This is a genomic window from Serratia grimesii NBRC 13537 (assembly GCF_001590905.1).
GTDB classification, from domain to species: domain Bacteria; phylum Pseudomonadota; class Gammaproteobacteria; order Enterobacterales; family Enterobacteriaceae; genus Serratia; species Serratia grimesii.
Genome location: NZ_BCTT01000019.1, coordinates 102,976 through 116,897 on the forward strand (window position 1 = coordinate 102,976; position 13,922 = coordinate 116,897).

11 protein-coding genes are annotated in these 13,922 nt (G+C 53.9%); 3 read left to right on the top strand and 8 right to left on the bottom strand.

Annotated elements, in window-relative coordinates; translation table 11 throughout:
* Nucleotides 1-41: 41 nt before the first annotated feature.
* The 4 genes from gntK to SGR01S_RS21395 form a co-directional block, all read right to left on the bottom strand.
* Nucleotides 42-569: a gluconokinase gene (gene gntK / locus SGR01S_RS21380; protein ID WP_037425031.1), complete on the bottom strand. Its 528-nt coding sequence runs from the start codon at nt 567-569 to the stop codon at nt 42-44.
* 251 nt (nt 570-820) lie between these two features.
* Entirely contained in the window at nt 821-2,137 is a 1,317-nt protein-coding gene (gene gntT / locus SGR01S_RS21385; protein ID WP_037425035.1) for a gluconate transporter, read from the bottom strand.
* A 342-nt stretch (nt 2,138-2,479) separates the two neighbouring features.
* Nucleotides 2,480-3,475: a gluconate operon transcriptional repressor GntR gene (gene gntR / locus SGR01S_RS21390; protein WP_061808528.1), complete on the bottom strand. Its 996-nt coding sequence runs from the start codon at nt 3,473-3,475 to the stop codon at nt 2,480-2,482.
* Between the two features lie 131 nt (nt 3,476-3,606).
* Nucleotides 3,607-4,302, bottom strand: a complete 696-nt coding sequence (locus SGR01S_RS21395; protein WP_037425040.1) for a pirin family protein — start codon at nt 4,300-4,302, stop codon at nt 3,607-3,609.
* Nucleotides 4,303-4,689: 387 nt separating this feature from the next.
* Between SGR01S_RS21395 and SGR01S_RS21400 the strand changes: the two genes are divergently transcribed.
* Together SGR01S_RS21400 and SGR01S_RS21405 are read left to right on the top strand one after the other, a co-directional pair.
* Nucleotides 4,690-5,208, top strand: a complete 519-nt coding sequence (locus SGR01S_RS21400) for a GNAT family N-acetyltransferase (protein ID WP_037425043.1) — start codon at nt 4,690-4,692, stop codon at nt 5,206-5,208.
* Nucleotides 5,205-6,383, top strand: a complete 1,179-nt coding sequence (locus tag SGR01S_RS21405) for a P1 family peptidase (RefSeq protein WP_061808529.1) — start codon at nt 5,205-5,207, stop codon at nt 6,381-6,383. The genes SGR01S_RS21400 and SGR01S_RS21405 overlap by 4 nt, the downstream gene beginning before the upstream one ends.
* Nucleotides 6,384-6,440: 57 nt before the next feature.
* On the opposite strand, the gene iolE is transcribed toward SGR01S_RS21405, so the two are convergent.
* The 4 genes from iolE to iolD form a co-directional block, all read right to left on the bottom strand.
* Nucleotides 6,441-7,337, bottom strand: a complete 897-nt coding sequence (gene iolE / locus SGR01S_RS21410; RefSeq protein WP_061808530.1) for a myo-inosose-2 dehydratase — start codon at nt 7,335-7,337, stop codon at nt 6,441-6,443.
* Between the two features lie 87 nt (nt 7,338-7,424).
* Nucleotides 7,425-8,309: a sugar phosphate isomerase/epimerase family protein gene (locus tag SGR01S_RS21415; protein ID WP_037425050.1), complete on the bottom strand. Its 885-nt coding sequence runs from the start codon at nt 8,307-8,309 to the stop codon at nt 7,425-7,427.
* Between the two features lie 40 nt (nt 8,310-8,349).
* Nucleotides 8,350-9,363, bottom strand: coding sequence for a bifunctional inositol 2-dehydrogenase/D-chiro-inositol 1-dehydrogenase (gene iolG, locus SGR01S_RS21420; RefSeq protein ID WP_061808531.1), 1,014 nt, complete (start codon nt 9,361-9,363; stop codon nt 8,350-8,352).
* Nucleotides 9,364-9,427: 64 nt separating this feature from the next.
* Entirely contained in the window at nt 9,428-11,368 is a 1,941-nt protein-coding gene (iolD, locus tag SGR01S_RS21425; protein WP_061808532.1) for a 3D-(3,5/4)-trihydroxycyclohexane-1,2-dione acylhydrolase (decyclizing), read from the bottom strand.
* 535 nt (nt 11,369-11,903) lie between these two features.
* On the opposite strand from iolD, the gene SGR01S_RS21430 reads away from it, so the two are divergent.
* Complete coding sequence (locus tag SGR01S_RS21430) at nt 11,904-13,832, top strand: bifunctional 5-dehydro-2-deoxygluconokinase/5-dehydro-2-deoxyphosphogluconate aldolase (protein ID WP_061808533.1); 1,929 nt, start codon at nt 11,904-11,906, stop codon at nt 13,830-13,832.
* Nucleotides 13,833-13,922 lie beyond the last annotated feature (90 nt).

The window sequence follows — 13,922 nt, forward strand, 5'->3', positions numbered from 1 at the left end:
ACTGGCGCCTGCTCGGCGCCGGTACAGAATGGCAGCCCGGCTTACTGGGCTGCAACACGCCGAATATAGGCGAGAGTATCCGCGACCACACCGTCCAGCGGTTGGTTTATCTCGATCGCCTGCACGTCTTGTTCTTGCTCGTTAGGCTCTTCTAACGTAGCAAACTGGGAAACCAACATCTGCGGCTTGAAGAAATGGCCCTTACGCTGCTTCAAACGCTCCTCAATCACCGCCTTGTCACCCTTCAGATAGATAAAATGCAGGTTGCGGTTGCCTTCACGCAGGCGGTCACGATAGCTTTTTTTCAGCGCGGAACACACCAACAGGGAAACGTCGTTGGTACGCTCCATGGCAAAGATCGCGTCATTTAATGCCGCCAGCCATGGGGCGCGATCGTTATCGTCCAGCGCATGCCCGGCAGCCATTTTGTTGATGTTGGCACGCGGGTGCAGGTAGTCGCCGTCCAGCATTGCGGCATTGGCTTCATGAGCGACGGCGCTGGCCACGGCGGATTTGCCGCTGCCTGAAACGCCCATCAGAATAAATACGTGGTGCTGTGGATTACTCATATGTCATGCCCTTATGGAGTCAGATACACGTTATGGCGGCAGTTCATGCCACCAGCGTCATCAAATACGCCCCAAACTCAAAATAGTTTCCGACACCACCCTGGCACCGAAAACCTCACTAAATACCAACGAATTTCACGTTACAGCCAGGTGGCCAACTCACCAATCCCCTGGGGTTGCAGGGGCGCTGCATGCTGCGCCCCTGCCATCATTGAGATTTGAACGTCACCGCTTTAAAGGCGACGGAGATGTTAGACGACCGTCGCCAGCAGCAGACAACCTACCAGGCCGCAGACTGAGATGATGGTTTCCAATACCGACCAAGATTTGATGGTTTCCATGATGCTCAAGTTGAAGTATTCCTTGAACAGCCAGAAACCGGGATCGTTGACGTGAGAGAAAATCACGCTGCCAGACCCAACAGCAATCACCATCAGTTCCGGGCTGACCCCGGTGGTGGCAATCAGCGGTGCGACAATACCACCAGCGGTTATTGCTGCCACGGTAGCAGACCCCAACGCCAGACGCAGAGCCGCGGCAATGGACCACGCCATCAGAATCGGTGATACATTACTGCCTTCCATCAGCGCGGCAATGTACTTCTCCACGCCGCTGTCGACCAGCACCTGCTTGAAGGCACCGCCACCACCGATGATCAACAACATCATGGCGATAATTTTGATGGAGTCAGTGATGGTCCCCATCACCTCATCCATAGTGCGCCCACGATTCAGACCAAAGGTGAAGATGGCGATCAGTACCGCAATCAGTGTTGCCATTACCGGGTCGCCGAAGAATTCGGCAAAACGCAGCAGGCTATGGCCCTTCGGCAGCACCATTTCGGCTACCGCACGCAGCGCCATCAGGATCACGGGTACCAAAGAGGTAGCAACGCTGATGCCAAAGCTTGGCATTTCTGCTTCGGTGAAGATTTTTGGGTTATACAAACCTTCAGGAACCGGCTTGTCGATGCCTTTCAAGAAGCGGGCATAGACCGGACCGGCCAGGATCACCGTTGGAATAGCCAACAGCGTGCCGTACAACAGCGTTTTGCCCATATCCGCATGGAAGATGGTGGCGATCGCCGTTGGACCTGGGTGCGGCGGCAGGAAACCGTGGGTCACCGACAACGCAGCCGCCATCGGCACGCCGACATACAGCAGTGGCACACGTGCCGAAGCCGCAATGCTGAAGACCAGCGGTAACAGCAACACGAAACCGACTTCATAGAACAGAGCAAAACCGACGGTAAACCCGGTCAGCACCACCGCCCATTGAATATATTTTTGACCAAACTTCTCGATCAGCGTGGTGGCAATGCGCTGGGCACCCCCACAGTCCGCCAGCAGCTTGCCGAGCATGGCGCCGAAGCCCATGATCAGCGCCAGGCTGCCTAACGTGCCGCCAACGCCGGCCTTGATGGAGCCGATCACTTTATCGACCGGCATGCCCTGAGCGATACCCACCGCCAAAGCAACCAGTACCAGAGAGATAAAGCCGTTCAGCTTAAAGCGGATCATCAGCAGCAACAGCAGCGCAACGCCGCCTGCAACAATCACTAATGGCATAATTTTTCTCCAACCTTTTTATCGCAGACCCTCTTTACAATAGGTCGTAAAGCGCGCGTTTGTTGTATTTTTAGGCTCTTCCCGGTGTTAGAAGACGAGCTGTAGGTGGTGTTGAGTCAAAGGTTCTATCTTGAGCAATACAACCGCATACTCATTGTTACCGGTATCATGATACCGGTAACAGCATGATTGCCGGAACCGGGGTACGGGCTAAAATTCGCGTTCTGGGATAGAGATCAAACTTATGAGGGTAACAGGCGGCAAACTTACAGACGGGTGTGAAAACGCGCCAAACGACGCGCTTTCATCATTAAAATCGTTCAATCAGCGGGTTAAAACCGCTCAGATACTGCCGCCGGGGATCACGGTGAAACCGACGTCCACCATGCGTGGACTGACCGTTTCGCCACGCAAACGAGCCAACAGACGCTCAGCGCCGATTTGCCCCATACGTTCACGCGGCGTCAATACGCTCGCCAACTTCGGCACCATAACCTGGCCGATATCGTGGCCGTGGAAACCGGCAATTGCCATATCATTGGGGATCGACAGCCCTTGCCGCTGGCACTCAAAGGTCGCACCAATCGCCAGGTCATCGTTGGTGCAGAAGATACTGTCTATCTGCGGATAATCGCGCTGCGCCTGGCGCAATAGCTCACCACCGGCAGAATAAGACGACGAACGCGCAGTCATGACGCTGTATGGCTCCAGACCGGATTCGCGCATTGCCTGCTCATAGCCCTGCTGTTTGATAATGGTACGTTCATCCTGACGTGCGCCGAAATACACCACGTGACGATGGCCGTGTGCGATGATTTGCTGGGTCATCTGGCGTGCCGCTTCAAAGTTATTGAAGCCTACGGCCAGATCGATGCAAGGTGAAACGCAGTCCATCAGTTCGACGACCGGGATCCCTGCGACCTCAATCATTTTCATGGTACGTGGTGTATGGTGCCGCTCAGACAGAATCAACCCGTCAATATTGTAAGACAGCAACGAGGTCAGACGCTGTTCTTCACGTTCCGGCAAATAGCCGTAGTGCGCCAGCATGGTTTGATAATTGTGCGCATCAGTCACGCTCTCAATGCCGCGGAGCACTTCGGCGAACACCTGGTTGGTCAACGACGGCAACAATACGCCAATAGCACGGCTGGTTGAGTTGGAAAGGATATCCGGCGCACGGTTGGGGATGTAGCCCAGCTCATCAAGCGCGACGGCAATTTTTTGCTGCAAGGCGACAGAAACCTGATCGGGATTACGCAGATAACGGCTCACCGTCATCTTGGTAACGCCAACCTTGTCCGCGACATCTTGAAGTACCGGCCGTTTTTTCTTCATTATCAATGAACTGGCTAACCGTGAATGGGCGCTCATTTTAGCAAAAAAAAACCGGGGCCGATATTGTTGGTTACTGGGAAGCCGAACGCAAAAAGGGCTCACCTTGTGAGCCCTTGATATTTACCACTTAATCAGACTGGTGGCAGATCGAACAACAGGATTTCGCTGTCTTCATCGGCATGAATCGACAGTGCCGTTTCGTCCCACACCGCGAAAGCATCGCTGGTACCAGCCTGCTGACCATTAACCACAACCTTGCCACGTACCACCTGGATCCAGACACGACGCCCTGCTTCAATTGGGCATTCCGCCTGTTCGTCTTTATTCAACGCCCAGCGGGACAGTGTCATATCCTGGAACACCTTCAGCGAACCTTCACGCGCATCCGGTGACAACACCAGCTGACGGCCCTGCGGCGCATCAAACATGCGTTGTTCATAGCGTGGTTCCAGCCCGACCTGATCAGGGATGATCCAGATCTGGTACAGGTGCAACGGACGATCGTTGTTACCGTTGTACTCAGAGTGACGCACCCCGGTACCCGCACTCATGATCTGGAATTCACCAGCCTGGATCTGCTCTTTATTACCCATGCTGTCCTGATGCTCTACTGTGCCGCTCAGCACGTAGGTCAGGATTTCCATGTCTTTATGCGGGTGAGTACCAAAACCCTGCCCTGCATCGATCATGTCTTCGTTGATCACCCGCAGCGCCGAGAACCCCATAAAGTCAGCATCATAATAGTTAGCAAATGAGAAGGTGTGCCAGCTATCCAGCCAACCATGATTGGCATGACCACGATCTTCTGCCTTACGTAAATAAATCATATTCAACTCTCCTCAATGTTTTTTACAGTCTAGTCCTGGCAGCAGAATAAGAAAGCGTAAAAAACTCATCCCTCTGTTCAAAAAATTAGATGGAGTAGTGAAGCAATTGGCAATGGATTTGTTGAAGGCATGCAGGGCTGAAAACAGGCAAAAAAAAAGCCAGCACCCGAGCTGGCTAAGTAATACTTGGAAGCAATGTGAGCAATGTCGTGCCTTCGCAGTGAGGATATCAAAGGTTGATACTCTCCCCGGAACGCATCGCAATAATAATCATTATCATTCGCACCTGTAAAGCGTTTTTTTAACCAACACGTAATAATATTGACTCGACACAATAAACGGATAAATTCAGAGGTTATTCAACCGGTAAGCCAAAGGAGCAGCGTAATGAGTGAAATCGTAGTTCGTCACGTGGAAACAACAGATGCACAGGCCCTGTATCAGCTTTACTCTCAGCCGAAGGCTTACCGTGACACACTACAACTTCCGCTACCGTCAATTGAGCAGTGGCACAAGCGCCTCGCCAACCTCGAACCGGGCACTCACAATTTGGTGGCCTGTATCGACGGGCAGGTCGTCGGTCAGTTGGGCCTACTGCTGAACCAGCGCGTACGGCGCCGTCACGTGGCAACCTTTGGCATTGGCGTTGATGACCACCACCACGGCAAGGGTGTCGGCAGCAGCCTGATGAAGGCGATGATCGACCTTTGCGACAATTGGGCGGCCATCGAACGCATCGAACTGACGGTGTTTACCGACAATCAGGCTGCCATTGCGCTCTACCGCAAATTCGGTTTTGAAATTGAGGGCACCAGCCGCGCCTATGCTATACGCGACGGCGAGCTGGTCGATTCCTATCATATGGCGCGCTTTCGCAGTGAACAGCGGAAAAACACATCATCATGAGTGATGCCAAAAGTAGATCAGGGGCGGTTAACCGCCCCTTAACCGTCAGCCGCCGCACCTTTGTACAAACGCTGGCCTGCGTAACGGGTGCTATTGGCATCCTTTCTCCTACCGCACTCTTGGGGGCTGCAATGCCAACCTCTCCTGCCGTACGCACCGGCACCCGTAACCTGATTACCGACGTGCCTGGCTTACGGGTCGGCATCGCCCAAGACAGCCGTGTACGCACCGGCACCACAGTGATCCTGCCCGATCACCCCACGATCGCCGCGGTTGACGTGCGCGGTGGTGGCCCTGCAACCCGGGAAACCGATGCGCTTGGGGAAGATAACCTGGTGCAGACCATTGATGCTTTAGTACTTAGCGGCGGTTCCGTATATGGTTTGGCGGCGGCGGATGGTGTGGCAGCCTGGCTGGGGCAACAAGGCAGAGGTTATGCCCTTCGCCCGGCGCCCGGTGTGCCGGTGTCTCCGATAGTGCCCACGGCCTGCCTATATGATTTAAGCAACGCAGGTGATAAAAACTGGCAGCTTAATCCACCTTATCGTCAACTGGGGATAGAGGCCGCAAGCAAAGCAGGCCTCGACTTCCCGCTCGGCACGGTGGGTGCAGGCTATGGCGCAATGACCGGTATGGGCAAGCTAAAAGGCGGCCTGGGTTCAGCGTCAATCCTGGCAACGAATGGCGCTACCGTCGGTGCACTAGTGGCGGTCAACAGTCTGGGTTCTGTGGTGGCCCCCGGCACCCACGCCTTCTGGGCCACACCTTATGAAATCAACGGCGAATTTGGCAACGGCGGAGCCGCGGCACTGGCACAACTGCACGGCCAGGGCGAAGACTGGATGCCCGAAGAGCCGACGGGCGGCAGGAAGAACACCACCCTGGCCTGTATCGCCACCGATCTGGCCTTAACTCGGGTAGAACTGAAACGCGTGGCGATCATGGCACAGGACGGCATGGCGCGCGCCATCCGCCCACTGCATAGCCCGTTCGACGGCGACGTAGTGTTTGCCTTATCCACCGGGCAGCGCAAAGTCGAAGGGAGCCGAGAGCTGGCGGTGCTGCAAATTGGCGCACTGGCAGCGGACACGTTGGCGCGAGCGATCGCCCGTGGCGTTTACGCCGCCACTCCTTGGCCTGATGGACAAGTTACCACCTGGAAAACACTGACCTGATACCAATAAAAAAGGGCGCCTTGATTGCTCAAGCGCCCCTTGACGTTCTCAGTCAGGTTAAATACCGGCGGTCTCTTTGATATAACGACGTGCTTTCACCGCATATTCAAACGGGTTAGCCAGGGCCGGATCTTGCTCAGCCTCGACCACCATCCAGCCTTTGTAGCCCCGCTCATCCAGTAATTTAAATACCGGTAGGAAGTCGATTACCCCATCACCCGGCACGGTGAAGGTGCCTTTCTTCACACCGTCAAGGAAGCTCAGTTTATTGGCCTTCACTTCTGCAACAATCTCATCACGCACGTCCTTCAGATGTACGTGGTTAATACGCGGCAGGTATTTTTCCAGTATTGCCATCATCGCCTGCTGGCTGCCTTCCGAATAGTAAGCATGCCCGGTATCAAACAGCAGGTAGACGTCGTCGTTCACCATACTCATGTAGCGATCGATCTCTGCGGTAGTCTGAATGCCGGTACCCATATGGTGGTGCAGGCAGACCTGCATACCTTTATCGGCAGCAATTTTTGCCAACTCATTGTAACCATCGGCCACCCGCTGCCACTCTTCATCGTTGAAATATGGCTTCTCTTCAAACACCCCTTTGGTGGTGCCCTGAATACTCTTGCTCTGCTCGGAGCAGCCAATCACTTTTGCTCCCATCGCATGCAGGAAATTCATATGGTTAATAAATTCATCGATGGTTTTTTCTTTCAGGCCATCGGCAAAAAATGTGCTAAACCAGGCATTGCAGATTTGAATGCCGCGAATGTCCAACATCGGCTTCAGCACTGCCGGATCTCGTGGGTACTTGCTGCCGACCTCGCTGCCGGTGAACCCGGCCAGTGCCATTTCACTGACGCACTGCTGGAAAGTGTTTTCTTTGCCTAACTCTGGCATGTCGTCATTGGTCCAGCCGATCGGGGCGATGGCCAGTTTTACGTTGTCTTTATTCATTTTCAGCCTCAGTAATATACCGTCGTCTTTCAAGCCGCAGGGTATAGAGCCGGTCTGTAGGCGATTTTCACCCGCGCAGCCGGGAAATTATTTACCCAACAGCTCTTTTTCGATGCGCTCTCGGGTCGCTACAGCCTGGGTTTTCATTCTTTCCGGGTAACCAAACAGTGAGGTGCAGATAATCGACTCGCCGCCGACCTTAAAGTTGCGATTAGCAAACTCCATATCACGCAAGGTCTGGAACAAAGTCTCGAAGTCCACTTCTCCTTCGCCGATACCCATATGCTGATGCACCGCAGCATCAACACCAGGCGGATTGACGATATAGCGACAGTGTTTGGTATGGTTCATGGTGTCGGCGATAAGCACATGCGAGAGATCGTCACCGGCATATTGCAGCATGCCAGCCACGTCACCCTGACCTTTGTCGTAGTAAAAGGTATGAGGCACGCTGTAGAGATATTTAACGTGATCGCTACGCAGCGACTTGACGATATCCGCGGTTTCGTTGCTCAGTTCGCAGAAGTCCCATGGATGTGACTGGATCTCCATGCGAATACCTTCCCGCTCGATAATCGGCAACAGCTCTTCCATTGAGCGATACCACAACTCTTCACAGATTTCCGGCTCATTAGGATTGCCCGCCAGTTCGGTATTGATTACCTGCACGCCCATTTCTACCGCGATTTCGATCATCCGGCGCCAATTTTTGACTGCCGCCTGACGACGATCCTCACCTGGGCCAGACCAGCGATAAACGACAATAAACGAGGAAATCTCCACGCCGGTGGCCTTCAGGACGTTTTTGTATTCCGTCATGACCTCACGCCCAGCTTTCGGATGCTTATAGAACGGATTGATCTGCGGGTGAGGTGACTGCTCAATATACTGATAGCCCCAGTCCGCCACCTGCTGAACCATTTTCGTGATGCCCAGGTCTCTGATGACATCAACATCAAAAGCGATCTTCATGGTCATTCCTCGTTAAACGTGGATACGGGTGGTCAGAACACTATTTGTTGTAGAACGACGGACGTGGTGGCAAGGTCACAGGGACAATCTCACCGCTGAGCTGCGCAGCCACACAGGCATCAGCCGTCACCGCCGCAGCATAACCATCCCAAGCGGAAGGACCTGTCAGCGAACCTGCCAGTACGTCGTTGATAAAGCCTTGTAACTCAACGTCGTAAGCATCAATGAAGCGGTCTTTCCAGTCAGTTAGAATCTCGGTAGACAGCTTGGCACCGCTGCGCATCTGCACTGATGACGGTTCTGGCAGTTTGGCGATACCACTTTCACCTACGACTTCACACTGGATGTCATACCCGTATTGGCAGTTAACGAAGATTTCGACATCAATACGTGTACCCTTCGCGGTTTCAAACAGCACAATTTGCGGATCTTTCAGATGCGGGAACGCCTTGGCGCTTTTACGTGGGAATATCACCTGTACCGACACATAGTCGTCATCCAGCAGCCAACGCAATACGTCAATCTCGTGGATCAAGGTGTCAGTGATCGCCATATCTGTGGTGTAAGCTTCACCGACAGTCGGGTTGCGGTGTGCACAATGCAGCATCAGTGGTTCACCAATTTGCCCACTGGTCAGCACTTGCTTCAGCGCTCGGTAGCCTTGATCGTAAGGGCGCATAAAGCCCACTTGCACCAGACGTTTGCCGTGCTTTGCTTCAGCCTCAACGATGTTTTTACATCCTTGAGCCGTGACTGCTAACGGCTTCTCACAGAACACTGGCTTTCCAGCAGCAATCGCTGCCAGCACAAACTCTTCGTGGCTCGGGCCCCAGGAAGTGACCAGCACCGCCTGCACGTCCGACGCTTTGACCAAGTCATGGCCATTGTCATACACCTTGGCGTCCAGTTTCAGGTCGCTCACGACCTTGGCGGCGTTGTCACGGTTAATATCGTTGACCGCCACGATGCGGCTGCCCTGCAACACCTTGCTGCAGCGACGAATGTGATCCCGACCGATTGCACCGGTACCAATAACCCCAATGTTCAGTGTCATTTTCGTTATCCTCTTCAAATAGTTGCGGCAGACGCAAGGTCTGGGTAATCAAGCAATGCGTTAATCAGTAGTCGCGGGCCTTGTCGATGTTCTCTTGCAGCTTGCGAGCCACAGCGACAATTTTTTCATTGTCGGCAACCTGGGCTCCGCCCACGCGCCACCAGCTGAGATACTTGTGCACCATGGTTTTTGGCAGCACTTTAATATCCAGCAGGGTAGAAACGGTTTGCCGACGGGCATCGGCTAATGCCTCGATCAATTGTTGCTCGGTCGTTACGCTGTAGGTTTTACAACCGTAAGCTGCAGCCAGCATCGCGAAGTTGACCGGTACCAACTTGCCGTCAAGTTTGCCACCCTGCGGGTTACGGAAGCGGAACTCGGTGGTATAGCTATCCATGCCATGTTCCATCTGCAGATTGTTAATGCACCCGTTGGTCATGTTGTCGAACAGCACTACGTTGATTTTGCATCCTTCCTGAATCGACGTAACCAGCTCGGAATGCAGCATCATGAAGGCGCCATCGCCCACCATGGCGTACACCTCACGCTGCGGCTCGGCCAGTTTGACCCCCAGTGCGGCATTAACCTCGTAACCCATGCACGAATAGCCATACTCCACGTGGTAGCCATGTTCACCATGGTTCTGCCACACGCGTTGTAAATCGCCCGGCAAGCTGCCGGCGGCGGCCACGATCACGCTGTCCTGCGGCAAGTGCTGATTCAGTACACCCAGAACCCGGCTTTGAGTCAGTAGCGAGTCGGTCTTTTCGATGAACTCGGCAAACACGCTCTCGCGATCGAGGTGGTCGTCAATTTCCGGCACAAAACCTTCGCCGGTATATTCCACCGCATAAACGCGGGCTGTTTCTTGTTGCTGCGCGCTGCGCGCTTCGCTAATCGCCTCGCCCCAACCAGCACGGTAATCAGATTGTGCCAACAGCGTGCCCAACGCGGACAGCGCTTCGCGGGCATCGGCAAGAACCTGCACACCGTCGAGCTTGCCAGCATCAAAGGCACTGACATTAATATTGAGAAAGTCGACGTCGGCATTTTGGAACAGCCATTTTGACGAGGTGGTGAAGTCGGTATAACGGGTGCCCACGCCAATCACCAGATCGGCCTGTCGGGCAAGGGTATTGGCAGCCAGGCAGCCGGTTTCGCCAATGCCGCCCAGGTTAAATGGATGATTAGACGGTACAGTCCCCTTACCGGCCTGAGTCTCCACAAACGGAATCTGGAAGCGTTCGGCAAACTCGCGTAGCGCCTGACCAGCCTGTGAGTATTTCACCCCACCGCCGCACACCAGTAGCGGTTGGCGTTTGGTCGTTAGCAACGCCAGGGCATCCGCCAGCATACCTTCCGTTGCCGGTCGGCGATCAAGCCTGTGCACTCGCTTCTGGAAGAAATAGTCAGGGTAGTCGTAGGCTTCGCCCTGCACGTCTTGCGGCAAACTCAGCGTCACCGCACCGGTTTCTGCCGGATCGGTCAGCACGCGCATTGCATTGATACAGGCGCTCATAAGTTGTTCTGGCCGTACAATGCGATCCCAGTATTTGCTCACCGCACGGAAAGCATCGTTGGTGCTAATGCTGAGATCGTAGGTTTGTTCAATCTGCTGCAACACCGGGTCTGGCTGTCGCGAAGCGTAAACATCACCTGGTAGCAGTAATAAGGGAATACGGTTGGCGGTAGCCGTTGCAGCGGCGGTGATCATATTGGCAGCGCCCGGACCGACAGAAGAGGTACAGGCGTAGATCTGCTGACGCAGTTTCTGCTTGGCGAACCCAGTCGCTGCGTGAGCCATGCCCTGCTCGTTTCGCCCCTGGTGCACGATCAAGTCACCGCTGTCTTGTTCCAGCGCTTGCCCAAGACCGAGTACGTTGCCGTGGCCAAAAATCGCAAAGATACCTTTAACGAATTTGGTTTCCACGCCATCGACCAGCAGATACTGGTTGTCGAGGAACCTGACGAGTGCCTGTGCCATGGTTAACCGAATCTTGCCCATTTACTCACCCTTTTAGATTAGTCACGCCCGCTCCGACACCACCCGCATGCCGAACCATAGAAAGTGTGTAATGCCTGTCGTCTTCAAGCGTGTTGCTCAACTTAAACCGACTATGTGAAACGTGAAGCGATTATAAACAAATATATTTTTCATAAAATCACATTACAGAAGAAACATTTCATTTTGCGATAAAGATCGCATTATGATGAAAACCCCGTTTCATCCATGCCTTTAGAATTCACTGACTTAGCCATCCTTTCCTGCATTGCAACTACCGCTCCATCGTGGCTGAACTCACCGCAACCCTTGATACTGTCTGGCTGTCACACAAGATATATCTCTGCCGTTGGCTGGCGCTTTCCCGGCAAGCAGGACGCAGTTTCCCGCCCCTTTAACCTCGATCTTTAAGGTGTTTTAAATGCATCACATTTTCGGGGTGTAAATTTCATTCATTCTTGAAATTGAAACTTTTATTCCTCATACTTCAAAATATGCTTCGTAGTCGGGGTTTGGCTTAATACAGAAGGAAACGGGTATGGCTACACAAGAAAAACAGCTTGATGTCATTTGTCTCGGGCGTATCGCCGTCGATTTCTATGCACAACAGATCGGCGCACGCCTGGAAGATGCCAGCACATTCTCCAAATATCTCGGCGGATCTTCCGGCAACGTGGCCTATGGCACCGCCATCCAGGGTCTGAAGTCCAGCATGCTGGCCCGCGTCGGCGACGAGCATATGGGCCGTTTCCTGCGCGAAGAACTGCAACGCGTCGGTGCCGATACCCAAAGCCTGATCACTGACCCACAGCGCCTGACCGGCTTGGTGATCCTCGGCATCAAGGATCAGGAAACCTTTCCGCTGATTTTCTACCGTGAAAACTGTGCCGATATGGCACTGACACCGGACGATATCGACGAATCCTACATCGCATCATCACGTGCTCTGGCTATTACCGGCACTCACCTGTCGCACCCGAATACTCGCGCTGCGGTGTTGAAGGCGCTGGAATACGCCCGTCGCCACGGTTTGCGTACTGCGCTGGATATCGACTACCGGCCGGTACTGTGGGGCCTGACGTCTCTGGGCGACGGTGAAACCCGTTTCGTCGAGTCAGAGAAAGTGACCCGCGAGCTACAAGAAGTGCTGCACCATTTTGATTTGATCGTCGGCACTGAAGAAGAGTTTCATATTGCCGGTGGCAGTACCGATACCCTGACCGCGCTGAAAAATGTGCGCAAAGCGACGCAAGCCACATTGGTCTGTAAACGCGGTGCTCAAGGTTGTTCGGTGTTTGAAGGCGAGATCGCCGCCGATTGGCAGCAGGTAAAACTGCATTCCGGCGTGCGGGTTGAAGTCCTGAACGTGTTAGGCGCAGGTGATGCCTTTATGTCTGGTTTGCTACGCGGCTATTTGAATGACGAAGGTTGGGATCAAGCCTGTCGTTATGCAAATGCCTGTGGCGCACTGGTGGTGTCGCGCCACGGTTGTGCACCTGCAATGCCCAGCAAACAGGAACTGGATGATTATCTAGAGCGCGAACGGGAAGTGAAACGCCCTGACCGTGATGAGCGGCTTAACCATCTGCACCGGGTCACTACCCGTAAACAGCAGTGGCCCGAGCTGTGCGTGTTTGCTTTCGATCACCGTAAACAGTTGGCGGATATGGCTCGCGAAGCCAACGTCAGCGAAGAACGCATTCCTAAACTGAAAACCCTGCTACTGGCCGCAGCGCAACAGGCTGCCGAAGTCGCTGGTCTACAAGGTAATAGCGGTATTCTGGCCGACACCACCTATGGTCAGGCAGCACTGAACGAAATTACCGGCCAAGGCTGGTGGATCGGCCGACCGGTCGAACTGCCCGGTTCACGTCCGTTGCGGCTGGAGCACGGTAATATCGGCTCACAACTGATCGACTGGCCGCAAGAACACGTGGTGAAATGCCTGGTGTTTTACCACCCACATGACGCCGTCGACCTGCGCCGCGAGCAGGATGAACTGATTAGCGACGTATATCGCGGCTGCTGCAAGTCTGGCCACGAATTGCTGCTGGAGGTGATCCTGCCGGAAAGCAATGCCGACAAAAACGAAAGCTACTATCTGGAGATGTTGCAACACTTTTATCAATTAGGCATTAAGCCTGACTGGTGGAAATTACCACCGTTGAGTGCAGAGAACTGGCAACAGATCGGCGCCTTGATCGACGCTAACGATCCTTTCTGTCGTGGCGTACTTATCCTGGGGTTGGACTCACCGGAAGAAACGCTGAAAGCCGGTTTCGCCGCGGCTGCCGACGCGCGTTGGGTGAAAGGCTTTGCCGTAGGCCGCACCATCTTCGGACAGCCTTCACGGCGTTGGCTGCTGGGTGAACTGGACGACGTGGCTTTAATTGAACAGGTGAAACAAAAATACCTGACACTGATTGGTTTCTGGCGTCAATACCGCCCAACCTCCCACCAGTATTAATCGCAGAACCCTCCCCTTAAACGGATTTTCGCCGCTTTAAGGGGATTTTTTGCCTGTTTTCTGTGAAGTAACGCAACTTGCAATCGAATA

Excerpts from the sequence above, each read along its gene's own strand:
- gntK (WP_037425031.1), bottom strand. The coding sequence starts at position 569 with ATGAGTAATCCACAGCACCACGTATTTATTCTGATGGGCGTTTCAGGC.
- gntT (WP_037425035.1), bottom strand. The coding sequence starts at position 2,137 with ATGCCATTAGTGATTGTTGCAGGCGGCGTTGCGCTGCTGTTGCTGCTG.
- gntR (WP_061808528.1), bottom strand. The coding sequence starts at position 3,475 with ATGAAGAAAAAACGGCCGGTACTTCAAGATGTCGCGGACAAGGTTGGC.
- SGR01S_RS21395 (WP_037425040.1), bottom strand. The coding sequence starts at position 4,302 with ATGATTTATTTACGTAAGGCAGAAGATCGTGGTCATGCCAATCATGGT.
- SGR01S_RS21400 (WP_037425043.1), top strand. The coding sequence starts at position 4,690 with ATGAGTGAAATCGTAGTTCGTCACGTGGAAACAACAGATGCACAGGCC.
- SGR01S_RS21405 (WP_061808529.1), top strand. The coding sequence starts at position 5,205 with ATGAGTGATGCCAAAAGTAGATCAGGGGCGGTTAACCGCCCCTTAACC.
- iolE (WP_061808530.1), bottom strand. The coding sequence starts at position 7,337 with ATGAATAAAGACAACGTAAAACTGGCCATCGCCCCGATCGGCTGGACC.
- SGR01S_RS21415 (WP_037425050.1), bottom strand. The coding sequence starts at position 8,309 with ATGAAGATCGCTTTTGATGTTGATGTCATCAGAGACCTGGGCATCACG.
- iolG (WP_061808531.1), bottom strand. The coding sequence starts at position 9,363 with ATGACACTGAACATTGGGGTTATTGGTACCGGTGCAATCGGTCGGGAT.
- iolD (WP_061808532.1), bottom strand. The coding sequence starts at position 11,368 with ATGGGCAAGATTCGGTTAACCATGGCACAGGCACTCGTCAGGTTCCTC.
- SGR01S_RS21430 (WP_061808533.1), top strand. The coding sequence starts at position 11,904 with ATGGCTACACAAGAAAAACAGCTTGATGTCATTTGTCTCGGGCGTATC.